Annotated in this window: 34 protein-coding genes and 1 tRNA gene; 34 read left to right on the plus strand and 1 reads right to left on the minus strand. The window is 36.5% G+C overall.

What is annotated here, in order from left to right:
• The 9 genes from IGK82_RS03625 to IGK82_RS03665 all read left to right on the plus strand — a co-directional run bounded on the left by IGK82_RS03625 (position 1) and on the right by IGK82_RS03665 (position 5615).
• The gene (locus IGK82_RS03625; RefSeq protein WP_349518641.1) at positions 1 to 963 is read left to right on the plus strand and encodes a Lin1244/Lin1753 domain-containing protein; all 963 of its coding nucleotides are present in this window, start codon (positions 1 to 3) and stop codon (positions 961 to 963) included.
• Between the two features lie 3 nt (positions 964 to 966).
• Positions 967 to 1269, plus strand: a complete 303-nt coding sequence (locus IGK82_RS03630; protein WP_002389299.1) for a hypothetical protein — start codon at positions 967 to 969, stop codon at positions 1267 to 1269.
• Positions 1270 to 1569: a MazG-like family protein gene (locus IGK82_RS03635; protein ID WP_130760212.1), complete on the plus strand. Its 300-nt coding sequence runs from the start codon at positions 1270 to 1272 to the stop codon at positions 1567 to 1569.
• Positions 1570 to 1577: 8 nt separating this feature from the next.
• Positions 1578 to 2012 (plus strand): RusA family crossover junction endodeoxyribonuclease, encoded by a 435-nt coding sequence (locus tag IGK82_RS03640; protein ID WP_349518638.1) that lies wholly within the window; start codon positions 1578 to 1580, stop codon positions 2010 to 2012.
• Positions 2012 to 2155 carry a hypothetical protein gene (locus tag IGK82_RS03645; RefSeq protein ID WP_165442587.1) on the plus strand — a complete coding sequence of 48 codons (144 nt, stop codon included), beginning with the start codon at positions 2012 to 2014 and terminating at the stop codon, positions 2153 to 2155. The genes IGK82_RS03640 and IGK82_RS03645 overlap by 1 nt, the downstream gene beginning before the upstream one ends.
• 468 nt (positions 2156 to 2623) lie before the next feature.
• Positions 2624 to 2902 carry a hypothetical protein gene (locus tag IGK82_RS03650; protein ID WP_349518636.1) on the plus strand — a complete coding sequence of 93 codons (279 nt, stop codon included), beginning with the start codon at positions 2624 to 2626 and terminating at the stop codon, positions 2900 to 2902.
• Positions 2903 to 3100: 198 nt separating this feature from the next.
• A complete protein-coding gene (locus IGK82_RS03655; protein WP_016619037.1) occupies positions 3101 to 3298 on the plus strand; it encodes a hypothetical protein in 198 nt (65 codons plus the stop codon).
• Positions 3299 to 3692: 394 nt separating this feature from the next.
• Positions 3693 to 4109: an ArpU family phage packaging/lysis transcriptional regulator gene (locus IGK82_RS03660; protein ID WP_263307046.1), complete on the plus strand. Its 417-nt coding sequence runs from the start codon at positions 3693 to 3695 to the stop codon at positions 4107 to 4109.
• A 540-nt stretch (positions 4110 to 4649) separates the two neighbouring features.
• Positions 4650 to 5615 carry a hypothetical protein gene (locus IGK82_RS03665; protein ID WP_349518634.1) on the plus strand — a complete coding sequence of 322 codons (966 nt, stop codon included), beginning with the start codon at positions 4650 to 4652 and terminating at the stop codon, positions 5613 to 5615.
• Here IGK82_RS03665 and IGK82_RS03670 read toward each other — a convergent pair.
• Complete coding sequence (locus IGK82_RS03670; protein ID WP_349518632.1) at positions 5538 to 5969, minus strand: hypothetical protein; 432 nt, start codon at positions 5967 to 5969, stop codon at positions 5538 to 5540. The genes IGK82_RS03665 and IGK82_RS03670 overlap by 78 nt on opposite strands.
• Before the next feature lie 141 nt (positions 5970 to 6110).
• Here IGK82_RS03670 and IGK82_RS03675 point away from each other — a divergent pair.
• The 25 genes from IGK82_RS03675 (at position 6111) to IGK82_RS03795 (ending at position 25865) form a co-directional block, all read left to right on the plus strand.
• A tRNA-Lys gene (locus tag IGK82_RS03675) sits at positions 6111 to 6182 on the plus strand.
• Between the two features lie 384 nt (positions 6183 to 6566).
• Positions 6567 to 6797: a hypothetical protein gene (locus IGK82_RS03680; RefSeq protein WP_289875617.1), complete on the plus strand. Its 231-nt coding sequence runs from the start codon at positions 6567 to 6569 to the stop codon at positions 6795 to 6797.
• A gap of 31 nt (positions 6798 to 6828) precedes the next feature.
• Positions 6829 to 7263, plus strand: coding sequence for a terminase small subunit (locus IGK82_RS03685; RefSeq protein ID WP_002364295.1), 435 nt, complete (start codon positions 6829 to 6831; stop codon positions 7261 to 7263).
• Positions 7244 to 8527: a PBSX family phage terminase large subunit gene (locus tag IGK82_RS03690; protein WP_002369892.1), complete on the plus strand. Its 1284-nt coding sequence runs from the start codon at positions 7244 to 7246 to the stop codon at positions 8525 to 8527. The genes IGK82_RS03685 and IGK82_RS03690 overlap by 20 nt, the downstream gene beginning before the upstream one ends.
• Positions 8527 to 10011, plus strand: coding sequence for a phage portal protein (locus tag IGK82_RS03695; protein WP_123839697.1), 1485 nt, complete (start codon positions 8527 to 8529; stop codon positions 10009 to 10011). Before IGK82_RS03690 ends, IGK82_RS03695 begins: the two co-directional genes overlap by 1 nt.
• Positions 10004 to 10930, plus strand: coding sequence for a minor capsid protein (locus tag IGK82_RS03700; protein WP_349518629.1), 927 nt, complete (start codon positions 10004 to 10006; stop codon positions 10928 to 10930). The genes IGK82_RS03695 and IGK82_RS03700 overlap by 8 nt, the downstream gene beginning before the upstream one ends.
• A gap of 123 nt (positions 10931 to 11053) precedes the next feature.
• Entirely contained in the window at positions 11054 to 11689 is a 636-nt protein-coding gene (locus IGK82_RS03705) for a DUF4355 domain-containing protein (RefSeq protein WP_010815571.1), read from the plus strand.
• Positions 11690 to 11702: 13 nt separating this feature from the next.
• Positions 11703 to 12599, plus strand: coding sequence for a hypothetical protein (locus IGK82_RS03710; RefSeq protein WP_016619124.1), 897 nt, complete (start codon positions 11703 to 11705; stop codon positions 12597 to 12599).
• 70 nt (positions 12600 to 12669) lie between these two features.
• Positions 12670 to 13002, plus strand: coding sequence for a phage head-tail connector protein (locus IGK82_RS03715; RefSeq protein WP_016619125.1), 333 nt, complete (start codon positions 12670 to 12672; stop codon positions 13000 to 13002).
• 268 nt (positions 13003 to 13270) lie between these two features.
• Positions 13271 to 13609 (plus strand): HK97-gp10 family putative phage morphogenesis protein, encoded by a 339-nt coding sequence (locus IGK82_RS03720; protein ID WP_016619127.1) that lies wholly within the window; start codon positions 13271 to 13273, stop codon positions 13607 to 13609.
• Positions 13606 to 13998, plus strand: a complete 393-nt coding sequence (locus IGK82_RS03725) for a hypothetical protein (RefSeq protein WP_016619128.1) — start codon at positions 13606 to 13608, stop codon at positions 13996 to 13998. Before IGK82_RS03720 ends, IGK82_RS03725 begins: the two co-directional genes overlap by 4 nt.
• A 19-nt stretch (positions 13999 to 14017) precedes the next feature.
• A complete protein-coding gene (locus IGK82_RS03730; protein ID WP_025194241.1) occupies positions 14018 to 14623 on the plus strand; it encodes a phage major tail protein, TP901-1 family in 606 nt (201 codons plus the stop codon).
• Between the two features lie 2 nt (positions 14624 to 14625).
• On the plus strand, positions 14626 to 14934 hold the full coding sequence (locus tag IGK82_RS03735; RefSeq protein ID WP_016619130.1) for a hypothetical protein: 309 nt from the start codon (positions 14626 to 14628) through the stop codon (positions 14932 to 14934).
• A 62-nt stretch (positions 14935 to 14996) separates the two neighbouring features.
• Positions 14997 to 15395, plus strand: a complete 399-nt coding sequence (locus IGK82_RS03740) for a tail assembly chaperone (protein WP_349518621.1) — start codon at positions 14997 to 14999, stop codon at positions 15393 to 15395.
• A 68-nt stretch (positions 15396 to 15463) separates the two neighbouring features.
• A complete protein-coding gene (locus IGK82_RS03745) occupies positions 15464 to 15769 on the plus strand; it encodes a hypothetical protein (RefSeq protein WP_016619132.1) in 306 nt (101 codons plus the stop codon).
• Complete coding sequence (locus IGK82_RS03750) at positions 15756 to 20276, plus strand: phage tail tape measure protein (protein WP_349518617.1); 4521 nt, start codon at positions 15756 to 15758, stop codon at positions 20274 to 20276. The genes IGK82_RS03745 and IGK82_RS03750 overlap by 14 nt, the downstream gene beginning before the upstream one ends.
• Positions 20273 to 20995 carry a hypothetical protein gene (locus IGK82_RS03755; RefSeq protein WP_123839699.1) on the plus strand — a complete coding sequence of 241 codons (723 nt, stop codon included), beginning with the start codon at positions 20273 to 20275 and terminating at the stop codon, positions 20993 to 20995. Before IGK82_RS03750 ends, IGK82_RS03755 begins: the two co-directional genes overlap by 4 nt.
• Positions 20995 to 22440 carry a phage tail spike protein gene (locus tag IGK82_RS03760; RefSeq protein ID WP_048943434.1) on the plus strand — a complete coding sequence of 482 codons (1446 nt, stop codon included), beginning with the start codon at positions 20995 to 20997 and terminating at the stop codon, positions 22438 to 22440. Before IGK82_RS03755 ends, IGK82_RS03760 begins: the two co-directional genes overlap by 1 nt.
• A gap of 5 nt (positions 22441 to 22445) precedes the next feature.
• A complete protein-coding gene (locus IGK82_RS03765; RefSeq protein WP_430605150.1) occupies positions 22446 to 23186 on the plus strand; it encodes a hypothetical protein in 741 nt (246 codons plus the stop codon).
• Positions 23187 to 23202: 16 nt separating this feature from the next.
• On the plus strand, positions 23203 to 23655 hold the full coding sequence (locus IGK82_RS03770) for a hypothetical protein (protein ID WP_002363384.1): 453 nt from the start codon (positions 23203 to 23205) through the stop codon (positions 23653 to 23655).
• A gap of 18 nt (positions 23656 to 23673) precedes the next feature.
• Positions 23674 to 23994, plus strand: coding sequence for a hypothetical protein (locus tag IGK82_RS03775; protein WP_130760205.1), 321 nt, complete (start codon positions 23674 to 23676; stop codon positions 23992 to 23994).
• 1 nt (position 23995) lies between these two features.
• Entirely contained in the window at positions 23996 to 24151 is a 156-nt protein-coding gene (locus IGK82_RS03780; RefSeq protein WP_104869692.1) for an XkdX family protein, read from the plus strand.
• Between the two features lie 27 nt (positions 24152 to 24178).
• Complete coding sequence (locus tag IGK82_RS03785) at positions 24179 to 24400, plus strand: hypothetical protein (RefSeq protein WP_002397443.1); 222 nt, start codon at positions 24179 to 24181, stop codon at positions 24398 to 24400.
• A complete protein-coding gene (locus IGK82_RS03790; RefSeq protein ID WP_002380792.1) occupies positions 24397 to 24603 on the plus strand; it encodes a phage holin in 207 nt (68 codons plus the stop codon). Before IGK82_RS03785 ends, IGK82_RS03790 begins: the two co-directional genes overlap by 4 nt.
• Positions 24604 to 24605: 2 nt before the next feature.
• Positions 24606 to 25865, plus strand: coding sequence for a LysM peptidoglycan-binding domain-containing protein (locus IGK82_RS03795; protein WP_430605151.1), 1260 nt, complete (start codon positions 24606 to 24608; stop codon positions 25863 to 25865).
• The last annotated feature ends 182 nt before the right edge of the window (positions 25866 to 26047 follow it).

Here is a 26047-nt window from a genome sequence, read left to right on the forward strand (position 1 = left end):
ATGGCAAGACCTACAAAAGAAGGTTTGGATTATTTTCCTCTTGATGTTGGAATTTTTGAAGACGAAAAAATAGAAGCTATTGCTGGGGAATTTGGTATTAAAGGAGAACTTGCGGTAATCAAACTGCTTTGTGCGATATACAAAAAAGGATATTTCATTTTGTGGGATGATTTATCGCAAGCAACTCTTTTAAAACGCCTGCCTGGAGTAAGTAAGGAAATGCTCAATCAAATAGTGAACCGCTTAGTCTTATGGGGATTTTTTGATAAAGAACTGTTTGACTCGGTCAAGGTGCTTACGAGTGAGAATATCCAAGCGACATTTTTCGAAGCGACAAAAAGACGGAAAACACCAAAACCAACTAAATATATAGTTAATGTCAACAGTAACTCTCAAAGTGAAACAGTTAATGCTGACATTAATACACAAAGTAAAGTAAAGGAAAGTAAAGTAAATAAAAGTAAAGTAAACAAAAAAGAAACAGAAAGTAGCATCAATCCGTCGTCACCTGAAACGTCGGTTGAGAAAGCATTCTTTGAAGAGCCGTTAGGTGAAGAAAAACTAACGGAGTTAATCCGCTATTATTCACAGAATGTAAGTCCTGCTACTCCTGTTAATATCACTGATTTACAATATGATCTTGCTGATTTTGACGGAGACCTCGAGTTATTGAAAGAGGCTGTTAATATCTGTGCTAGAAATAATGAACGAAGATATAGCTATTTTGCTGGTATTTTGAAAAATTGGCGAGCAAATGGTGTAAAAACATATGCTGATTATCTAAATAACGAGAGAGAACGAGCAGATAAAAAAACACAAAATAAGCAATATCAAAATAAATCTGTTCGGCAAGAAAAGGTGCCTGAATGGATGAATCAAGCGAACGGTGAAGAAGAAAAGCTATCACCAGAAGAGCAAGCTGAATTTGAAAGACAAATGCAAGAATTGTTGGGAGGAGAGTAAATCATGATTGAAATGAGAGTACTTGATTATCGAATTACTAGCGATGATAGGCAAGTAATCGTAAATAAAGCGAGACGAAATGAACACGGAGAGTTAACCATTTTGACTGATAAAGACGGTACAGAAAAAGAGTCTCTCGCTTTGATTGGTTATTATGGCAATTTAAGTAAGGCTCTCGTCGCAATAGAACGCGATTATGTGCTTTCTAGTGGTAAAACAATACAAACAGTCAAAGAATACAAAAAAGAGCTAGAATCGATTCACAGCAAGCTAAAACGTGAATTAGATTTCGGGGAGGAATTTTAGATGAATGAATTAGTTAAATTAGTGGAAGAATGGGCGAAAGAAAAGCGTTTAGATAAAGCAGAACCTGAAAAGCAAATGCTAAAAGTGATTGAGGAAGTCGGAGAAGTTGGCGCTGCATTGGCAAGAAACAACGAAAACGACCTAAGAGATGGTATTGGGGATGTAGTTGTTACGTTAATTATTCTCGCTATGCAAAATAACATGGACTTACACGAATGCTTAAATCAAGCATATAGCGAAATCAAAAATCGCCAAGGGAAAATGGTAAACGGACTATTCGTCAAAGAAGCCGATTTGTAAGGTTCGAGGTGGAAGAGATGCGAATTATTCTACCGATTGAACCTAAGCCACAAAGTCGTCCAAGATTCGCAAGACGTGGAAATTATGTTCAAACGTACGAAGATCGAGCGATGAAAGAATACAAAAATCAAGTAAAGAATTATCTTCGTAAATCAAGAGCAAAGTTGATTGAAAAAGGGCCAATTTCCGCACGTGTGACGTTTTACATCCATCCGCCTAAATCAGCTCTAAGCAATAAACAGAAACGCTTAGAAGTGGAATTAGAGCGGAAATATTGCGATAAAAAGCCTGATTTGGACAACTATTTTAAAGCAGTCATAGATGCTGCTGAAGGTATTTTATATAAAAATGATGGTCAAATTGCTGTGATGGTTTGCCAAAAGCTGTATAGCATGCGAGCACGAACAGAAATTGAAATTATGAGTTTGGAGGAACAAAAGTAGTGGGTAAAAAAGGAAAACGGATCAAAAAGCGAAATCGAAAACAAAAAAACGCAAAAATTGCAAATGGCACATACAGCAAGCGAGGTAAAAGCGATGGTATGTATAAAATGCAAGGGACAGATGATTGTCTGGGAAAAAGATAATTTGAAACATCAAAAAGGTTTTTATTGTCCGTTATGCAACAAAAATGGGCAAAGTGTTGCGAAAAAGTTAGCTGAGATAAAGAAAAAAGCCCTTCGATAATTGAAGGGCACCTATTTAAATCAAAGATATTGAATTATTTTTTTCTTTGTTTGAAGTTATTTTCTTGGGAAGAAGTGAAGCCAACCCAAAATAATAAGCAAACAGGAATCAATGAGAAAAATAGGATTGAACTAAAGTTGAGTAATAGAAAAACTAGAGAAAAGCAGACAAGAGAAATATAAGATAAAAATAATTTTTCTCATATCATCCCGTCCTTTTAGTATTATTCAAATGTTCGTTATTAGCATAATACTAAAACCGGATAATTACAAATAATTTAGTAAAAAGCAATTACTAGTTTAGATAACAAGCAACAAGCGCAAGTATTACGAGCTTTTGCTGATTGGATTGAACAGGAGGAAAAACAAATGAAATTTTACGAAATTAAGGACCCTTATTATGCATTAATTGCTGCTGAAGATGAAAAACAATGTTTGAAACTTTACAAGGATATTGTTTGCGAAGTAGAAGACGAAAAAGAATTTTTTGATGATATGAAAACAATTGATAAATACGAAGCGTTCAAAATGCTTGCTAAAAGTCATACTGAAGAGGGTGACAAGACTGGCGCAGAAGAAGCTTTCAATCAGTTAGAAAAGCTTGAAGAAAACGGCGGAGTATTATTGATTGACGGTGGCTTGATTTAGGAGGAATCAAAATGAAACTATATCGATATGAAAGTTCCCAAATATACTGGAAAAATATTAGAGGTAGAGAAGATAATTCCGTTAGGCTATATTCTTTTATTTCCAGAAGAAGATAGAGGGGTAATAGGGATTCGAGGGGGTCGGCGTATGGAAAAAAGAATCGTTAATCTGTGGATTTGATGAAGTGGAGGAACAGCGATGAATAAACGCCAAAAAAATAAGCAGTTAAAAAAGTGGCTAATTAAAAACGGATATTCAAACAAAAAAGGAAAACTTCATTGTTTGGAATGTGGGAACATATTAAGTTTTAAGGACGAATATCAAAAAAGATACTTAGTATGTAATGAATTGTGCTATATGCACAGTGTGGGATTTAGCTGGCGTGATTTTATATGAAAGAAGAGAGAAACAGCAATGAATAAACGTTTTTAATTAATTGCAACTTTTTTACAATAACTAGCTGATTTTTGCAACTAACAAAAAAAGCCAACCGACCACTGGTTGACTAAGAAGAATATTTTACCAGAAAAGTGGTAGCTTGTGATATGTGAGGTTACTTTACCCCAAACATTGGTCACAATAAAAATATTTTACCATAAATAGAAAAACTCAACTAGTTTTTTCTAGTCGAGTTTTTCCAGATGACATCACTCAAGATGAATTGAGTTGTCTATATTATATCATGATGAAATAAGAAATTTCAATAAAAGTAAATAAAAAAAGCCGGATTGCTCCGACTGTGAGTAATATTTTCGACATAGTTATTATACCACAAAAGGAGCGATTTCACTTGATTCAATTGCTAAAAGAAGTAGATTTTCGACAAACAAAAGTGAATGCTAGAAATGTGTTGAAGAATTTTAGACGTTTAGAGCGAATAGCTGGTCGCTCTTTGATAGATTTAAAATCACCAATTATTACAGATATGCCTAAAAGCCAAAGTCATGGGAACAAATCAGAAGATGCGCTAGTACAATTAGCAGATGCAGAAGCAGAAAGAGATGCAATTTTATCTGCGCTTATGGCATTAAGCCTAACTAGCAGACAAATTTTACATTATAGTTTTTGTGTGCAGGACCGTTACTCTAATTACAAGATAGCTAGGGAAGTTGGCTATTCTGAAAGAAGTATTCAACGAATGAAATCAGAGGCTTTAATTGAATTTGCCGAAGCGTATCGAAATGGAAAAATAATTGCATATAAATAAAATTTTTGGCGGTTTTTTGGCGGAAAGTTGGCGGTTTTTATCAATATTTAGATGTTATTATGGTAATGTCGAAAGATAAGGAGACGAGGTAAGGCATGCATTACCTATCTTAGCTCCGTTTCGCTTATCTTTGGAGGCTACCTATAAAAATAAAGAATAAGAATGTGGAAAGTCCAGTTCTTTCTGTCTCGTTTAGTCTAGGTAGCAAATATTGCAATAAACTTGGCATGAAGCTTACACGTAGACGTACGCTGAAATCCTTCGTCAAGATAGCGCTATGTAAGTTGCAATGATCACTCACAAATCAGACGTTCTCAAAAATAAAAGAATGGGGTGTAATTCCTCTCTCTTTTTCTACAGGTTTGCGAGTGTTTATTTTTTGACCGAACGTTAGTTCTTGTTTATAATAAGATACATAACCTTGATATTATATTTGCTAATAAGAAGTCTGGAAACGCTTGTTTTTGTGACTTCTTTCTGTTTTAATCAAATTAGTAAACAAAATAGCAAACAGTAATTACAAGGAGTGTGACATGTTGGATGAAACAGAAACCAGCAAGAGTTAATTTTTTTAGACTAAAACCAGGTAAAAAAGGCGGGGTAGAAGAGTTTAAAAAAAACTTAGAAGCAACTTTTAGTGATGTTGAAAAGAATAATTGGAAAAATGTTCCGACGCTTGAATTGGACGACGACAAATACTATATTTCTTCGATGCAACAAAGAATGTTAGATGAAAATTACAACGGAGAAGAGTTATACTATTGGTTAATAACGATATCGCGTGTTGATTTTGATCAAGAAATTATCTTGGCAGATGTAACTAAAACGATAGATGAGAGACGAAGAGAAGTAGAGCACAGTGATGATGAAGGATTAGTAGTGGATACACGAATTATTTTTGATCCGTTCAGAAATATTCTTGCAATATACGCTCAAAGAGGAACTATCAACACTAATGATTTGCGTAAATTTATATGTGCATTGGTTGATAGGAGAGGTATTCAATTTGAAATTATATTAAATTCAGATGGATACCTTCGGATAAACAAATTAGATATTGTTCAACAAATTTCTTATAAAGTTGCGAGTCCAGACAATTTCAAATCTTATGCTAATGAGTCCAGAGCGGAATTTGCAGATTTCAAATTTGCAAAAAATGCGAAAGGAGAAGAGTTGACGGTAATTGTAAAGTCAAATCAACTAGAAAAAAAGAATGTTTTGAAGAAAGCTCAGGACATGCTTTCTACTCCTGATGAAGTAGAAGTTAAATCGTTAACTGTAGATGGTATTTCTGATGGAGTTTTTGATTCAATTGATTTAATTAAAAACAAATTGGTTTATAAAGGCAATATAGAATTTAATCGTGAAATAGATAATAGAGCTGCATATGGTCTTTTAAATAAGGCTTATGACAAATATTATAGTTATTTAAAAAGTCAGTTTAAAATTTTGCAAGTAAAAGAAAGGATAGATGGAGATGAGGAAAGGAAGGCTAAAAAGGAATAAGTTAGCAATAACACTAGGAATAGTTTCATTAATAGGATCAATTGCATGTAGTATTGCACCAGCAAATTTCAACAATTTTACAGACATAATGTCAGCATCGTTGGCATTCTCTTCTATTGCAACGGCGTTATTTTTGGCAAGCTTTTCTTTAATACCTGCATTCACAAATTCTAAATTTATTAATGCTTTAAAAGATCTAGGTACAGATATGAAAATAATGGATAGATTAATAGTTTCAACACTAATATTTTTTTTAAACTCTTTTTTTACGTTTATTGAATTATTGTTCAAGTCTAGTGAAACTAATACGCTCTCAGTCATTATTACGGGACTGTGGACTTCAACTGGTATCATGGCGTTTGTCAGTACTTTTTATATTGTACTGTTATTGTTAAAAGGTTTTGAATGCTATTATGAAAGCAACAAAGAAGATTAAACAATAAACGAGTCATCGCTTATGCGATGGCTTTTTATGATGAATAATTTTTTTAATATCGGCGTGTAGCTTAATTGGTGAGAGTGGTTATTTTTTAATCAATGGTGCAGGTTCGATTCCTGTCACGCCAATAGGTAGCATAGCTACTTAAATAAAAGAATCGTCAATAAATGTTTCTTACTTTAACGATCGGTTCACCTCCTTTCAGAATTAGCCAGCCTGCGGAAACAGGATAAAGTGGCTAGCAACCTAGTATTGTTAAATAAGTGTTAGATTGGCTAGGCAGTCTAATATAAATCTTTAGACTACTCAATAAAAATGAGTGGTCTTTTTTTGTACATAAAAAAGCCACTAGACTATGGGATCTAGTGGCTAGGTAGCATTCGTGAAAATGTTTTTTGGTTGCTAGGATTGTTAATGGTTGCTATTCACAAAAAGGAGTTGCTACCTATCAATAGTATATCAAGAAATAATTTATTGAATCAAGTACATAAAAACAATTAGGAGAAAAAAACATGAAAAGCTATTGGTATGTATCGCTAACACATAAATATCCACAGCCGAACCGCTCAACTGATTCAGTACGTGTTGTAATGTCTGTGCAGATAAAAAAGAATGCATCTATTGTTGAAATGACGAGAGAAGCCACGCCGAAGGAAATTGATGCGTGCAAGCTAGTTTATTGTGGTTATGGTAGTTGGAAAGATAAGCATATACAAGAGAATATAGAAATGTATGTGAAGTGATAAATTATTAGACAGAAAGGCGGTGAATAACATGCGAATGACCGAGAAACAGAAACGATTTTGTGACTTTTACATCGAGACAGGAAATGCCAAAGAGGCTGCTATCAGAGCGGGATATAGCGAAAAGACTGCAAAGCAGATAGGACAGGAAAACTTGACTAAACCTGACCTCAGAGCTTATATAGACGAACGCCTCGCAGAACTGAAAAACGAACGAACAGCCGATGCCCAAGAGGTGCTAGAGTACCTAACAGCTGTTATGCGTGGCGAGTACAAAGAAGCAACGCTAATTGGTGTAGGCGAAGGCGCACAAGCCGTTGTAGACATCGATGTGGGCGCAAAAGACCGTTTAAAAGCAGCCGAGCTTCTTGGTAAACGTCATGCGCTGTTCACTGATAAAGTCGATTTACAAACGGGCGATATTGTGATTAAGGTTGGTGAGTGGGATGCAGACGAAGAAACGTAATATCGTTTTAGAGTTTAACTTCCCGTCAAGAGTTTTTAACAAATCGTTTTATGATCGATTGGTGGATTATTCTAAATTCACCGAGGTTTATTGGGGCGGCGCTTCATCTGGCAAAAGTCACGGTGTCGTTCAAAAGGTTGTTTTTAAAGCATGTCAAAGATGGAAGAAACCAAGAAAGATTTTATTTACAAGAAAAGTAGGGCGTAGCTTAAAAGACTCTATTTTCGAGGATGTGAAAGCGTGTCTTTCTGATTGGGGACTGCTAGACAAGTGTAAAGTAAATAACACTGATTTTAGAATCACGTTACCAAACGGCGCAGAGTTTCTTTTCAAGGGAATGGATGACCCAGAGAAAATAAAATCCATCAAAGGGCTGTCTGACGTCGTGATGGAAGAAGCAACAGAATTTACACTAGAAGATTATACACAGCTTACTTTGCGTTTACGTGAACGTAAGCATGTGAAACGTCAAATCTTTTTAATGTTTAACCCAGTTTCTAAACTGAACTGGGTATATAAATCTTTCTTTGATGAGGAAGCAGAAGTCGATCAACGAAGAACGGGTATTTATCACAGCACCTATAAAGACAATCGGTTTCTTGATAGTGAAAATAAAAAGGTGATTGAGGATTTAGCCAAACGAAACCCAGCGTATTATCGCATATATGCTTTAGGAGAATTTGCTACGCTAGATAAACTTGTATTTCCAAACTATCAGAGAAAACGATTAGACAAGCACGACGAACTGTTAAGACAGATTGATTCAGATTTTGGCTTAGACTTTGGGTATGTAAACGACCCTTCCGCTTTTGTGCATGCAAAGGTAGACGAGAAGAACAAACGTATTTATGTTCTTGAAGAATACGTCAAAAAAGGCTTGCTGAATGATGAAATCTCAACGGTTATTAAAGATTTAGGCTATGCAAAAGAAGTTATCACTGCGGATTCAGCTGAAAAGAAATCTATTGCAGAAATCAAGAAGAACGGAATTACTAGAATACGTGCAGCCAAGAAAGGTCCTGATTCAATACGACAGGGGCTTTCTTTTTTATTGCAATACGAGCTAATCGTAGACGATCGTTGCGTAAAACTGATTGAGGAATTAGAAAACTACACGTGGGCTAAAGACAAGAAAACAGGGGAGTACACCAATGAACCTATCGATAGCTATAATCACGTGATAGATGCCTTACGATACGCAGTAGAACATCGTAGTAAAAAAGCACGTGGGATTAAATTACAAAGTGTGAAGGGGGTTATTTGATGACAGACAGTGTAAGCAGACCGAACACAGAAGGTAAAATACGAGAATTTGTTGACCTTTTAGGAAATCGTGTCTTTTATTGTGATAAAAACGCAAAGATTGACGAGCGTTTGGTGGATAAATACATCAATAAGCATCGGAAATTAATTGGGTTTTACGAAGAATTAGAAAAGCTCTACAACGGTCAGCATGATATTTATTATCAAAAAGGCAAAGGGATTGGAAAGCCCGACCATCGCATCGCGGTTAACTTTGCCCGTTATGTTGTAGATAGTTCTGCAGCTTTCTTTAACGGGAAACCAACAAAGATTACCCATCCAGACGAAGAGCTAAAGGAATTTGTTCAAGATTTCCGTAAAAGAAATGAGGAAGAAGACAACGATGCAGAGCTTTCTAAGCTAACTGCTATTTATGGACATGCTTATAAGCTTTTATATCAAAATGAAGAAGCGGAAACGTGCGTGACTTATTTAAAACCTACACAAGGATTTATCGTTTACGCAGATGATTTATTAAAAGCGCCTATGTTTGCCGTGCTTTACAACAAAATGACAAACGACGAGCTAACAGCAACTGTTTATCCACAAAACAGCACAGAAACGTTTATTTTTACACAAGACAAGACTTCTAAACGGTTAGAGAGTAAACAAGGACCGACCGTTTTTCAGAAAGCCTTGTCTTATTTGCTAGGTGGAAAAGAGGCAATCGCTAATCCGTACGGTGAAGTGCCTATGATTGAGTTTATGGAAAATGACGAACGACAAGGACGTATTGAGTCTGTGTGGTCGCTGATTAATAATTACAACGAAGCTCTATCAGAAAAAGCGAATGATGTGAGTTATTTTGCGGATGCCTACTTAAAAATGATAGGGGTAGATTTAGCTGACGAAAACGTCGCTTCCTATTTACGTGACAACCGAGTGATTAATAGTGCTGAGCCATTAAATGAAGGCGAATCGGTAGATATTAATTTTTTAGATAAACCTAGTTCAGATACAACACAAGAAAATCTATTAGACCGATTAGAGCGGTTAATTTATCAAATGTCTATGACTTATAATGCAAACGATGAAAGTTTTAGCAATAACGCTTCTGGGATTTCGCTAGAATTTAAAATGCAAAATCCTAGGAATTTAGCACAAGCGAAAGCTAGGAAGTTTAAAAAAGCATATGCGCAAATGTACAAAATGATTTTTTCATTGCCTACGAATGTACCTGCCAATAAAGCTAAGGAATGGTTTAATTTAGAATACACTTTTGATTTTAATATTCCGCGCAATATTAAAGACGAAGCGGAAACTGCACAAAAACTTGAAGGGATTGTTTCAAGAGAAACGCAATTAGGCGTATTATCGATTGTTCCTGACGTAACTCAAGAAATGGAACGCATAAAGGACGAAGAAACGGACGAACGTTTAAATCCACAAGTTGATTTCGGTAAATTTACTCGAAATACGGAAGAAGTGACCGAAGAACATGAGTAATTATTGGGCGGAACGAGAAGCAAAACATATCGAAGAAATGCTGAAACGACATGTGAATTACGAACAAGAAATTCATAGACGGTATTTACAGTTATGGAAAACGATAGAAGCAGAAATTCAACAGTTTTACGTCGCTTATGCAGGGAAAGAGAAGATTAGCATTGATGAAGCGAAACGACGTGCAAGTAAACATGACGTACAAATTTTCGCGGAAAAAGCGAAACGTTATGTACAAACAAGAGATTTTTCAAAAGAAGCTAACGAGCAATTAAGGTTATACAATTTAACGATGAAGGTTAATCGTTTAGAGCTTTTAAAATCGAAAATAGGTTTGTATTTAACAGACAACACTAATCAGCTACAGATCTATTTTACAGCAATGTTAACAGAGGAATCTGTAGCGGAGTTTGTACGACAAGCGGGGATATTAGGCGAGTCTGTTCTTTCCGAAGAAACTTATCGATTGTTTGCTAAAGCGATTATTGATGGTTCGTTTCATAACGCGACATTTTCGCAACGTTTGTGGGTGAATCAAGATGTTTTGAAAGCAAGTATCGATCGCTTGTTAACAGTTGGACTATCAGCAGGCAAACATCCAGATGTTCTAGCTAGGGAATTACGTAAATTAGTTGTGATTGATAGCTTGCGAGGAAAGGAAACGGCTGATTATGTCGCACGTCGGCTAATGATTAGTGAATCCGCAAGAATACAAAGCGAAGTACAAAAGCAAAGCTACGAAAAATATGGGTATGAAGAATACAACCTAATTGTAGAACCAAGCGCTTGTCCTATTTGTGTAGGAATAGCAAGTACAAATCCACATAAGGTTTTTGAAATGAGCCCAGGAATCAACGCAAGTCCTATTCACAACTGGTGCCGGTGTAGTACTGCACCCGCTTATAAAGACAAAAAGTTCTAGCAAAAGTTAGGCTTTTTTTTATTTGCCTTCTTACTGCTTACAGGCGTTAAAGAGAAAGCTGTTTCGATTGATAGGCGTAACCTATTAATTTCGATTAGCCACGTAATGGCTGGAGGTTTTAACATGAACGAAGAAAAACACTTACTATTACCGATGGATTTACAATTTTTTGCAGATGAACCAAATTCTGATGAGCCAAACTCTGGAAATTCAAACGAATCGGGGGATTCATCGACAAAGGATTCTCAAAATCCAAAAAATGAAAATCCAGACGGAAAAGAAACTGGAAAGACTTTTACCCGTGATGATGTTGCCAAGATGGTTGCAGCAGAAACTAAAAAGGCTGTGGCGCAAGCAAAATCCGATTGGGAAAAGCAAAAATCTTACGAGCAAATGACTGCGGAAGAACGTGTTAAGGCGAAAGAACAAGAAGCTACAGAAAAAGAAGCTTTAGCAGAAAAACGAGAAAAGGAAGCCCAAGCCCGCCTCGACCGTTTAACGCGTGCCGAATCTGTTCGTAACGATTTATCTGAGAATGGTATTTCCGACTACGTAAGTGCTGCACAAGCCGATTTATTGCTTGTGAAAGATACGGACGAGGATACAAAGAAAGCTGTAGATGAATTAAAACAAATTATTTCAAAAGCTAGAGATGGTATCCAAAAAGAATTGCTGAAAGGTCAAACTGTAAACGTTGCTACAGCAACAAAAGAGACCGATTGGCGCAGCAATTTGACTAAAAATTTAGAAAAGAAATAGGAGATGAAAAATTATGCCAGTTATTTTAGATAGCAAAGATTTAAAAGCAATTGACAAAGAATTTGCCGCAGGCTCGCAAGTTTGGGATTTATTGAAAGGTGGAGCTGCTGCAGTAACAGAAGCAGATTTTGTAGGCGCAAAAGAAGTCCGCATCAACAAAATGAAAGGTTTTACTGCTAGTGATTATAAACGTAACGAAGACAATAAACGTTCTAAAATTGATGTGGCAAAAGAAACGGTCAAACTAGAGAAAGAACGTTGGTTTGGTTATGACTTAGACACATTAGATCAATCAGAAAATGCTTCCTATGAAGTTCAAGCGATTGTGGAAGAACACACTCGTTTAGTTGCGATTCCTGAAAAAGATCGTGTTGCGGTACAACGCCTATTGGAAGCGGCATTTGCAGAAGCAGCGGATGATGATAGCGAAGGAAAATACGTTGGAAAAACGGTAAAAGAAACCATTACTACAGAAAATGCTTTGGCTTCATATGATGCGGCAGAAGCGTATATGACAGATGCAGAAATTGTCGGTCCGTTTATTATGTTTGCATCCACTGACTACTATTCAGCATTAAAAAATGCAAAAGGTGTTTCAAAAACATTTACTACGAACGAGCAACAAATTTCAGGTATTAACCGTAAAGTTGCGCAGTTAGACGGTTCCGATACTATTATTCAAAAAGTAGCTAAATCTCGCTTACAAGTTGATTCTACGAAGAAAATTAATTATATTCTTGTGCCTTTGATGGTTTGTTCGCCAGTTGAAAAATACAACTCTATTGATCTAATTCCAGCTTCACAAGACCGTGACGGCTACAGAGACACTATTAAAGGGTTGAACTACTACGATGCTATTGTAACTGAAAAAGCTCGCCCTGCCATTTACGTTTCTTACGATTCAAAGTAAGCGCCCCGACCGTTAAAAAGGTAACACCAACGGCAGATGGGGCAGTTATTGAAGCAGAGTAGGTGAGAAAATGTTTCGTTCAGAATATCGTGTATTGCTGGATATTTCAGATGATACCTACAAAAAAGATGAGGAAAAAATTATCAAAATCTGGGACATTACTGAAAAGCAACTGCTAGTAAAGCTAAAAACAGATGAGATACCAGAAAAATTGGACTATATTGTTCCATCAATTGTAGTGAAACGTTACAACCGTTTAGGTTTTGAAGGCATGGAACAGCATTCTCAATCAGAAGAAACAATTTCTTATAATTTGGACGACTTCGGGGAATTTCAAGATGAGATTAACGATTATCTTGAAGAACAAGGCTTGATTCGTAAAAGGAAGGTGTCCTTTTTATGAGAACCTGCATTAATTACTACAACAAAAAACACGAGCTGATTTCGGAAAAACTAATAGGCAGTGTAACCGAAGTCGGAACGGAAAAACAAATGACCATTTTCCCTAACATAAAGGAGCAGATAGTCATTTTTCGTTTTAGAGACCGCCTATCCATTCGTTCAGGTTTTCTTGAATACTACGACGAAGAAGAACAAAAAAATCGAAAATTTACCGTTGTTAAAAATTTGCGTGTTAGTAAAGGAACTTCGGTTTATGGAAGTGAATATCGATGACTTACCGAGTAGATATTACAGGATTGGATGATTTAATCGAAGCGATTGAAGAAGCGAAAAAGCTAGACGATGTAAAAGAGGTCGTCAAAAATGATACTGCTTATATGGCAAATCAAATTGCAGAAGAAACACCAGTCAGAAGTGGATACTTAAAACGAAGTGAGACACCTTCTATTAAAGATGATGGAATGACTGGTGAAGTCGAAGCGATGGCAGATTATTCAGCTTATGTAGAGTATGGAACGCGTTATATGTACGGACGTTTCTATATGAAAAAGGGCCATGCGGCAGCTGCTAAAAGATTTCTTGATAATATGGAGGCGTTAGTAAAATGACCTTTAAAGACCCGTATTCAGAGCTTTACGAAGCATTATTTGGCACTTTGGAACAAGCAGGCTATGAAACCTATGCGCATTTGCCAGATGATGAGGCTTCTTATCCGTTTGTTTTCTTAGGTGAACAATGGTCTAAGGATAGACAAACAAAAACAAGAACGTTAGGTTCAACCAATATTATGATTCATGTTTATGATCATGACGACAAACGTCGAGAATTAAATCAAGTATTAGCCGATGTGCGAAAAATCGTTCATGAATTGCATCAGACTAAGAACTTTAATTGGTTAGTAACGGAAAGTAGCACAGAAGTGATTTATGAAAATACAACCAATTTTGGTACGAGCCTTGCACACGGTGTACTTGACATCACGTTAGAATTTGAATAAAGAAAGAAGGAAACTAGAAATGGAGAAAGCAATCCAAGGTAAAAAAATTAAGTTAATGTTTCGATTAACACGTGAACGTGCGACAACAGCGGCGAAGTTATTAGCTTTAGAAATTTCACACGAATATAAGTCAGAAACAAAAACAGATACGCAATCAACAAAAGATGGGAATGTTCCAACTTCTGGAATGCCGTCAGCTTCCATCGAGATGGAATTTTTACGGACAGGCACAGAAACTTACAACATGTTGAAATATGCGTACCGTAACGGGCTAGAAATTGATGTATGGCGCATTAATTTTGATAAAAAAGACCCAAAAACAGGAAAATACGAAGCAGAATTTGGCACAGGTTTATTGGATTCATTCGGAGATTCTGCTGAATCTGACTCTAATTCAAGCATTAAACCAACCCTAGTTTTAAATGGTGACCTAGTGGAAGGATGGGCAACGGTTGACACCGAAAACGAAGAACTTGCACGTGCTTTCTTCTACGACACAGTGGCTGGTGCGGAACCAGAAGAGCCTGTAGAAAAATACACACCAAAAACAATTGAAGTACCTAAAGTTGAAAGTGTAACACCGACATCAGATGGCGCCGTTGTAAAAGTGAAGGAGGAAGAATAATCATGGCAATTACTTATCGTATTTACAAAGGTAGTGAAAAAGTAGTTGAAGGAGCAAGTCCATTAACTATTACAGGACTTGATGCAGGAGCAAAAGTAGCAGCAGGAACGTACCATATTGTAAGTGTGCAAGATGAAAAAGAATCTGAAAAAGTAGCTATTCCAGCTTTTACTGTATTGGCGGGGCGCTCTTTGGAAAATAAACCAACAGAAGCAAATACGATTCCTGAAATCAAAGAATGGTTAACTGCTCACAGTATTGATTTTACAGGAAAAACAACGAAAACAGATTTATTAGCATTAGTACCATAATTAAAAATCAGGAAGTAGGCGGCAATGTGAAGGCATTGTCGCTTTTTTAGGAGGAATTTTACATGTCAACAAACGTAAAACCTGTCGCAACAATTAACGGAAAAAAATATTCTTTGATTTTCGGTTTTAAATTTTTAAACGAAATTAACGCATTAAAACCTGACGTTGAAGAAGTAGACGGCTTCGTTCAATTGGTTGGTGGGTTACAAGATGGCGACGCTTTTGCCTTTCAAAAATTAATGCACGCAGCGTTAATTACTTATGATGACTTAACAACGAAAGAAATTGACGACTACTTAGAAACGTCAGAAGAGGCTTTAACGTTGTTTGAAAATTTTACCTCTTTCTTGGAGCAAGCACCGTTAACGGCTCTTCGGACGAAAAAATCACTAGAAGCAATCAAAAAAATCATGGCTTACATGGAACAGATACAAGCCAATCAACAAGAAACGACAGCCTAGATTATGACGAAATAGTTGTCACTTGTTTTCAATATTTCCCCAATATCACTTTAAAAGAAATTGAGCGTATGACTCCTTATGAATTTAATTTACGGATAAAAGCTGTAAATTTACGTGCAATTAACGAAGAAAGGAAACTATACGTTAACGCGTTAGCTACACGTATTTTTACAACACCAGATGAAAAAGGGCAACGCTATATTTTTAACGAAGTGAAAGATGTCTATGACTTTGAAAAGCTTGAACGCGATGTGCGAGGGGAAATCTCGCAACGAGAAGCGGAAAAGCTAAGTGAGCTAGAAGAAAACACTCGTCGATTAGAACAAGCAAGAAAAATTGTTGAGGAAAGGAGGAAACACCGTGACACAAAGTAAAACGGTAACAGCTATACTTACAGCACGTGATAACAATTTTACCAGTGCGATGAATGGCGCTGTGTCTTCGCTAAAAAAACTTAATTCAAATGCTTCTGATATTCCTAGTAATTTGAATACAGTGAATGGTGCGATGAAAAGTTTCGGTGATAAAACCGCAAGTATCGGCCAAAGCATTGAAAAAGTCGGCGGTTCGATGACTAAAGGTATTACACTCCCAATTGCGGGTGCCGTTGGCGCAGTAACAACCGCAGCGGTAAAATGGGAAAGTGCCTTTACTGGAGTTAAAAAGACCAACGATGAGATGGTCGATTCTAACGGTAAAGTCATTTATTCTTATGATGATTTAGAGAAAGGCCTTAGAGATTTAGCAAAAGAACTACCCACTAGTCATGAAGAAATTGCAAAAGTAGCAGAAGCAGCTGGACAGTTAGGAATAAAAACTGATAAAGTTGTCGGATTTACTAAAACAATGATCGATATGGGCGAATCAACAAATATGTCTGCAGATACAGCGGCTACATCCCTAGCTCGTTTTGCTAACATTACGCAAATGTCACAAGATAAATTTAGCAACCTTGGTTCAGCGATTGTTGACTTAGGGAATAATTTAGCGACTACCGAATCAGAGATTACAGAGATGGGCTTACGTTTAGCTGGTGCAGGAAAACAAATTGGTATGACTGAAGGAGATATTGTAGGTTTTGCAGCGGCGTTATCATCTGTTGGTATAGAGGCCGAAGCGGGTGGTTCAGCGTTCTCTCGGTTAATGGTTCAAATGCAATTAGCAACAGAAACAGGTGTTGAAGCTTTTGCGCCGCTGAAACAAGCAGTAGCGGAGCAAGGCGTGTCTTGGGAATCTTTTGTGCATGCTGTAAACTGGGGTGGAAAAGAACTGACGGCAGTTTCTAAGCAAATGGGAATACCTACCTCAGAATTAAAGAAAATGTATAAAGAAGCTAGCAAAGCATCAGGTAGTCTGGAAGATTTTGCAAATGTAACAGGTCGAACTAGTGAAGAGTTTGCACAATTATTCAAAAGCAATCCATCTCAAGCACTAATTGAATTTATCCAGGGCTTAAAAGACTCGGAAAAACACGGAATATCAGCTATTAAAGTGCTCGACGATATGGGAATTACAGAAGTTAGATTACGTGATAGTTTATTACGTGCAGCCAATGCAAGTGATGTCTTTGAAGGGGCTGTAAAACGAGGTAACGAAGCGTTTAACGAAAATACAGCTCTAGCAGAAGAAGCTGGTAAACGATACGGAACTACAGAATCACAGTTAAAGATTTTACGTGGTCAATTAAATGATGTAGCAATTACGTTTGGCGGTCCATTAGTAGCCGCATTAAATAGCGCGATAAGTGCTGCTAAGCCTATGATTGAAGCTTTAGCAAATATGGCAGAAGCTTTTGCATCAGCTGATCCAAAAACGCAAGAGTTCATTTTGAAAATGGCTGCGTTAGCCGCTTCTGCTGGCCCTGTGTTAAAAGTTTTTGGGAAAATGACAAGATTTTTCGGCAAAACGATTTCGACAATGTTTGAAACCGCAGGGAATATTGATAGCAAGTGGCAGCAATTTATTACTAAACCTATTGTTAATGGCTCTGGTAGTGCATTACAAGCTGTAAAAGGGTTTGTTTCTAAATATAAATCAAATCTAGCAGGGCTTGAAAGCGCAGGAGTTAATGTAAATGTATTAACAAGATTTACCACGTTAGGAGAGACTATTTCAGGTCTTTTTCCTACGCTAGATACATTTAGAGCAAATCTACGAGCAAGCCAAAGACAGCTAAATATGCTAGGAGAAGGGAATAAAGTTACTAACTTTTTTCGTTCTTTTTCTGCTTCTTTACAATTATCTAACAGTAAGTTAGCGAAATTTGCCTCTGTTGTTATTAATCCTGTAGGGTCGCTAAGAAACCTATCCTCTGCAGCTGGCAAATCGGGAACGGTTTTATCAGGGCTTGGCGTAGCTGCCTCAAAAGCAGGTGGAGGTTTTAGAACATTTGCGGTAACGGGTATACGATCTATAGCTAGTTTAACAGGAGCTATGTTGAGCAATCCCATAACAGCAATTTTAGTAGCAATAACCGCTACGATAGTTGGTGTAGTGCAAGCTTGGAAATCCAATTTTATGAACATTCAAGGCTACGTGAAAACTGCTTTTAGCGGAATAGTAAAATCGTTTAAAAGTGTACTTCCTAGCTCCTCGAGTGTTACTAAAACAATAAAAGGATTAGGAAATACCTTTAAATGGTTAGGTACTGGAGCAATTGTTGGTGTCACTTTTGCAATAGCAGGTTTTGTAGATGGATTACGTGCTATCATTACTGTAGGAAAAACGGTAGTAAATGCAATAATGGCAATTTCAAACGGTGTAAAAGGACTTTGGAAACGATTAAAAGGCGATTCTAAAGGTGCTGATAAAGCATTTAAAGATATGAAGAAAAGCTTATCTGATATAGAAAAAGATTGGGATACAATGTTTTCTGATTCTGCCTTAAAAAAGGCTGCTAAAAGCACCGAAGAATTAGGTGAAAAGTCCAAAGACACTACGAAAGCAATTTCGTTAAATATGGAAGAAGCCTCATCAAGTGTTGAAAATTATTCTTCAAAACTTGATGAAGCTAAACAGGCAATGACTGAACTTTTCTCACAGCAAAATGGTAGTACGGCTGGCGTAGAAACTTATTTCAAGAATACACTTGATTTAGTTACGAATTTAAAGGAACAGCAGAAAAAGGCTGTTGAAACCTATAACAAGCAAATTGAAGCAGCAGAAGGAAAATCCGAAGCTGAAAAGCAAAAGATTTTCGCTAATGCCTCAACCGAGTATATGAAGGCTGTTCAATCGTCCAATAATGATTTGTTAAAAGTTTATACGGATTATTCTAATCAGTTGAAAAATAACAAAACGATAGAGGGGCAAGAGTTAACTGAACAGCAACGAGCGACTTTACAGAATCAAACAAATATTATTCGCGATAATTTAGTAGAGCAACAGAAACAATTTGTTGAAGCAGGTGTAAACAAGCTAAATAACAATCAAATGTTAAGCGAGCAAGAAAAAGAGCAAACCTTAACAAGCTTACGAACACTTGGGGAACTTCAAGCGCAACAAGTGCAAGAAAATAACGCCCAAATTCAGCAATTAGAAACACAAAAAAAACAAGCAAAAACGGAATCTGAAAAAGCAGCTTTCCAAAATCAAATCACACAATTGCAAACACAAAACAGCCAGATACGCCAAAGTGAATTAGAGCAAGGAGCGCAACTTCTAGCGATTATTTCACAAAATGGTGCGAATAAAATTGCGGTGACGGCTGATAATTTAGCACAGCTTAAAGGTGTGACAGACCAACAGCTTTTAGGCATTTATCAATCTTATGTAAATAACGGTGCTAGCATTGATCAACAGATGGCTTTATTAGCTGGCATATTACGCCAACGGGGGATTGAAGGCTCTAACGGTTTAGTTCAAGGATTACAAAACAATGACCCTAAATTATGGGCGAATATGTCAAAAGCTGACATTGTGAATACCTTGCAATCATTACCGCCTGATTTGTTTAAAAACGGTCAAGATGGTAAAAACAAATTAATCGACGGGTTGAACTCAGGAAAAGTTGAAATCAATAATGTCGGTCAAGAGTTAATGAATCAGATGAACTCAGGCGTAAAAAATAAGAAAGCAGAAGCGGAAAAAACTTCTGGTGATGTAGCTTCATCTGGTGCAAAGGGCGCAAAAAGTAAAGGTAAAGAATACAATAGCGGCGGTAATTCTAATGCTAGCGAGTATAACACAGGGCTAGCGAAACAGAAAAGCAACGCAAAACAAAAAGGTACCGAATTAGGTTCAGCGCCAGTTGAAGGAATAAAAACAAAAGCTTCTGCTATGCAAAGCGCAGGAGAACAGCTTGGACGTAGTTTTGTTCAAGGATTATCTTCTCAGGTTGGTTCAGCTAATAATGCAGGAAGAGATTTAGGAAATGCTGTTAAAAGTGGTGCTAGCTCGGTAAGTATGGTATCAGTCGGTTCGAATCTAGCTAGTGGTGTTGCTTCTGGTATTCGGGCAAGCCAAGGTGAAGCTGTGTCCGCCATGCAAAATTTAGTAGCTGCAGTTAATGCCGAAGCACAGAAAAAAGCAAAAATTAAATCACCATCACGTTTATTGAAATATGACGTTGGTGTTTTCCTTGCACAAGGTGTAGCTGCAGGTATTCGAGAAGATACGTCGGTTGCCGTACAAAGTGCAAAAGATATGATTTCAAGCATCCATCAATCCATTACAGGTAGCCGTTTGATGAAACGTTCAAATGCAATTGAGGTAAAACATTCTATAGATAATACGCCAATGGGAAAAATGGTAGAAATCTTAGAAGAAATACGACATTTAACTGTTGTTATGGATACTGGCCAAGTAGTGGGAGCGCTAGGTAGCCCAATGAATCTTAATTTAGCAGAACAACAAAAGCAAGATGGGAGGTATCGTAGTTGATTGAAATTGTAGAATATATGGCCAAAGGTCGTTTTAATAGCAAAGAACACGGTTTCTACATTATTGAACACGATGCTCCTTCCGCGGAAGAAGTGGAAATTATTGAACAGATCCCTTTCATGCAAGGGCAGTATGATTTTTCCATGCTTACAGGAGAACGAATTTTTAGTAATCGTATTGTCACTGTTACTTTTTGGCGACCTAATACGCCATACGAAGAACGGAAGGCATTAGAGGCGAAAGTAAAAGAAGAATTGATGATGGATGGAATTGATTACATTGATGATTCTTGGTTACGCTCAGGACTTCGCTGGTATGGAAAATGCAAAAGTGTGAAAGCAGAAGATGACTCGTCAAGTAATTCATTAACGTTAACAGTAGAATTTGACGTGTATCCTTTTGCTTTAAGGGAAAATATTTCTTATTCCGATGTCTTTGACGAGGACTATTTCACAGACGATAGCGCTGATAATTGGACAGGCTATTATATTCATGGGCAAAGAAAAATTTCCCTTATTAATATGGGAGCAAATGCTTCTAGTCCAACAATAAAGGCAACATCTGCTATGCGATTAACTACTGATGACGGAACAACAATAAAAGTTCCGAAAGGCGAATCGCAAGATTATTTCTTTAAATTAAAAAGAGGGACCAACCACTTAACTATTTATGGCGAAGGTCATATCTCTTTCTTTATGTCTAGTGAGGTGATGGTCTAATGTATCGAGTATTATTGTTTGATAATCCGAACAGAAAGAATCCAAAGATTGTTCATGAGCCATATAGCTATGGTGAGAAAATCAAAGATAGTGAAGTATATTTATCGCTTAACGGATTAGGAATTTCTACTTTTGAATTTACCTTTAATATTAACAATAAATACTATCAAAAGATCGAGCCGATTATTCACTTTATCCAGATTGTGGATGTTACAAGAAATAAAGAAATTTTTTATGGTAGAGTTGCTAAAATCACGAATAAAATGGAAGCATCAGGAAGCTTTTCTCAAACTCTCTTAGCAGAGGATGAGAAAGCTTTTTTATATGATTCTGTTCAAACCTATATGAAACCAACACGGATGACTATATCTGCTTATTTACAAAAAATACTCGATGCACACAATAAACAAGTTGAAGCGCATAAGCAGTTTCGGCTTGGTGAAGTGAATGTTGTAGATAATGGGGACTTGCTAAGAGGATTAGGCTATCAAAGTACAGCTGATACCATTAAAGAAAAATTGTTGGATAGGCTGGGCGGTACGTTAACACTTCGACGCGTTGGGAATATAAATTATTTAGATTATCTATCTAATTATGGTGTGAACAGTGAAACTCCTTTACAGTTAACCAAAAATCTAAAAAGTGCTACTCGAGATATTGATATTTCTGAATTGTTTACAAGGATTGTGCCCGTCGGTCAAGATATTGAAGATACGTCAAATACTGATATTGAAGTGGGAACAGATTTTTCACGACCTAAATACACCATCGAAAAAGTAAATGGCGGTAAGAATTACCTTGATGATGAAGCGTTAATCAAAAAATTTGGATTAAACACGGGCATTGTAGAATTTTCAAATGTCAAAGACCCATCAATTTTAAAACGTCGAGGGTTGCAATGGCTAAAAGACCAAAGCTTGATGTTGGTAACTTGGACAGTTGAAGCTATTGAGTTAGGGCTATTGGATAAACGGTATGAATTAATCACTTTAGGAAACAGTTATAAAGTAGATAATCAATTTATTTATGCTGTAGAACGATTACAAGTGATTGAGAAAAAATTTAGTATTTTAGAACCGCAAAAGGTTACTTTGACTATTGGTTCGAAAAAGAAAAAACTGACCGATTATCAAAACGAAATAAAAGCTATTCAATCCAATTTAGTAAACGTAAAAAAATTTGCGACGGCAGGAGTTCAAAACATATCAGAGTTGATAAAAAGACAGGAAGAATTTGACAATGATTTATCTGTTCAAAGTAGTAAAGTTAGTTCTTTGGAAGACTTAACCAGTGAATTATCAACAACCGTGACAGAATCGACGGAAGCCTTTAAACAATTAGCAAGTGATTTAACAAATACAGTCGAATCTGTAGGTACTGCTCAAACTGATATGAAAAAGGCGTTAGACGATTTAATTAAGCGTGTAGAGAAATTAGAAAAATAAGAGAGGTGAGACGGTTGGCACAAGAATTTAAGGATACTCTACCAACAAATGAACCAAATACAACAGTTGATTATCAAGACCCGACCGATGTCGATGAGGTGCAAGATGAAATAAAAAACGGTGTGATTGATCCTATTTCTCAAACGTTCGCTTTGTGGATTCGAACAAAGATGTATCGACGACATGTTCGAGAATCTTTAGCTCGTATGATGGAGTATACCAGTGTTTTATTTAATAAAATAAAGGCTATTTCTGAAAATACAGAAAAACGCCAATCTAAAGTAGAACAACGTCAAACCAATTTAGAGGAACGTTTTAAAGATGTAATCGCAAATGCTACAACAGATAGCGAAGTTATCAATGCTCGAAGTAGTGAACGTTTGGGGAATTTTAAAACGTTGGATGAACGGCTAGAATATTTTGAAAATATTATTGCTTCTGTTATTCCAGTTGGTTTTGATGTAACTATTGTTCACAATTTAGGAGCTCAACCAGTCGTTAATGTTCGTACTTGGACACATGGTATAGGTGTACTGCCTTTAGGTACAGAACCAACAGGGTTATTTGGCGGTAGTGCTTCTCAATCAATTCAAAGCACTGTAAGACATGTTAATTCTTCAGAGTGCATTGTATCTATTCCTTTGGATTATACAACGGAATTTTTACCAGTAAAAATTAATGAATATAAATATTTACTTATAGATGAAAAAAATAGTCGATCCATAGTGTTTGATTTAATTATATAGAAAGGATGTTGAGAATATGGAATTAACCAGAATTTATCGAGGGATGGAGAACGGAGCAGAAGCTATTGAAGAAAATTTTGATAGTCTTGAAAAGTTACTAAATAAGTTATCTGAAACAAATATTTTAAATGTAGGTAAAAAAGTTTGGTCAGGAGCATGGTATATGGGGGAAAATCAATCAATTAATCCGAGTTTACCATTGGATCAATGTCTTTCTGGCTGGTTATTTTTATATCAACCATATAACACAAGTACAAGCCTAGGAGACAATTGGGATTTGAACTATGTATTTGTTCCAAAAACGCATATAGTGGAATTTGGAGGTCGTGCGGTTGTTCATCATTTAGAAACATTGAATGGAGCAAAATACAACAAATATATTTATATAAGCAATACGCAAATTTTAGGCCATAAAAATAATAATACTGCTTCAAAAACTTTTGTATTGACACGGGTGTATGCAATTTAAGAAAGGAGAAAGTTAGCTATGAAAATTTGGATTGAAAATAAAATTGGCTATTTAGAAGGTTATTCTACAATGGAACAACCTGATAATGTTGAGCTTGAAGTGAAAAAAGAACCGTTTGATTTTATGAATTGGCGTTATGATGGCGCACAATTGATTCATGATCCAGAAAATGCACCACACCCAGAGCCAGCACCACCAACGAAATTGGAACTTTTACAAAAGCAAAATGCGGAATTAATGAAGCAAGTTTCTCTGCAGAATCAAGTTGTTCAACAAACACAAAGAATGACTGGCGAATTGATGAAACAAGTCGCTGAACTTACGAAAGGAGCGGAATAAGATGAAAACGAATGCTTTTCCAGGTTTCGATAATATTAAACAGTTGTATGATTGGAATTGTTATACAAAACAAGATTTAGTAGATTACGTGAATATGAATTGCTTAACAAAAGAAGAATATACAAAAATTTGTGGGGAACCGTTTAGCGAAAACTAAGCGGTTCTTATTATTGGAGGAATTGTTTTGTCAAATGAAATTGTTGTCGCTGTTATAGGATTAGTAGGCAGCACAATTGGTGCGTTTATTGGAGTTGTAGCTAGTGCCAATTTGACAGCTTATAGAATTGAACAGCTAGAAAAGAAAGTAGAAAAACATAATGGGGTAATTGAAAGAACCTTTAAATTAGAAGGTCGAATGCAAGAAGCGGAACATGACATAATAGAATTGAAAGGAGCAAAAAAATGATTCTACCAGATAAGTACTACAAGATTATCAAATGGGGCGTGCTAACAGTGCTACCTGCAAGTTCTGTTTTGGTTGCCACGCTAGGTAAAGCCTATGGATGGCAGCAAACAGATATGGCTGTTTTAACTATTAATGCCATAGCAACTTTTTTAGGAGTAGTAACAGGTGTGTCAGCATATAATTTAAAAGACAAGGAGAAGTAAAAATGAAAAAGAAAATTTTAGTAGGAGCGCTTGTCGCTCTATTTTTTATGCCTTTAAATGTATTTGCTGCAAAAGGTGACCAAGGCGTTGACTGGGCGATTTATCAAGGCGAACAGGGTCGTTTTGGTTATGCACATGATAAATTCGCTATTGCTCAGATTGGTGGCTACAATGCTAGCGGTATTTATGAACAATACACATATAAAACGCAAGTGGCAAGTGCTATTGCACAAGGTAAACGTGCGCATACCTATATTTGGTATGACACTTGGGGAAACATGGACATTGCGAAAACAACGATGGATTATTTCTTGCCACGTATTCAAACGCCTAAAAATTCCATCGTTGCTTTAGACTTTGAGCATGGCGCTAGTTCTGACGTAAACGCAAATACGGAAACAATCCTATATGGTATGCGCCGTATTAAACAAGCAGGATATACACCAATGTATTATTCATACAAGCCTTTTACGTTACAATATGTGGACTATCAGCGAATTATTAAAGAGTTCCCTAATTCTTTATGGATTGCTGCCTATCCTAGCTATGAAGTAACGCCAGAACCATTGTATGCTTATTTCCCAAGTATGGATGGTGTTGGAATTTGGCAATTTACATCCACTTATATTGCTGGTGGGTTAGATGGTAACGTAGACTTAACAGGTATTACTGATAACGGGTATACTGCAACTGACAAACCAGAAACCGAAACTCCAGCAATTGATACAGGTGAAGAAGTAGAAAATACGCCAAGTTCCGATGTTAAAGTGGGCGACACTGTTAAAGTGAAATTTAGTGTTGATGTTTGGGCAACTAGTGAAGCTATTCCGCAATGGGTAAAAGGAAACAGCTATAAAGTACAAGAAGTAACTGAGAGCAGAGTATTGCTTGAAGGTATCTTGTCATGGATCAGCAAAGGCGATATTGAATTATTGCCAGATGCGGTAACTGTTCCTGATAAACAACCAGAAGCGACTCATGTGGTACAATACGGTGAAACGTTATCCAGCATTGCTTATCAATATGGAACAGACTATCAAGCGTTGGCGGTATTAAATGGATTGACAAATCCAAATCTTATTTATCCTGGTCAAGTTTTGAAAGTAAATGGATCAGCAGTAAGCAACGTTTACACAGTTCAATACGGTGATAATTTATCAAGTATTGCAGCTAAGCTTGGTACGACTTATCAAATATTAGCTGTATTAAACGGACTAGAAAATCCTAACTTGATTTATCCTGGTCAAAATTTAAATTACTAAAAATAGCCCCTCTTAAATGAGGGGCAGTACATATTCTGATTGTTTGTAAGAAGAAAAAAGAAGCAGTGACCATTTTATTATTATATTTTGTTTCTCTATGCATTACTAAAATTGAATATCTTGTCCGTTGTAGATTGTTAATTTAGATGCTACTATTAATTATAGATACAAAATATAATAAA

This window comes from Enterococcus sp. AZ197 (assembly GCF_050556405.1).
GTDB classification, from domain to species: Bacteria; Bacillota; Bacilli; order Lactobacillales; family Enterococcaceae; genus Enterococcus; species Enterococcus faecalis.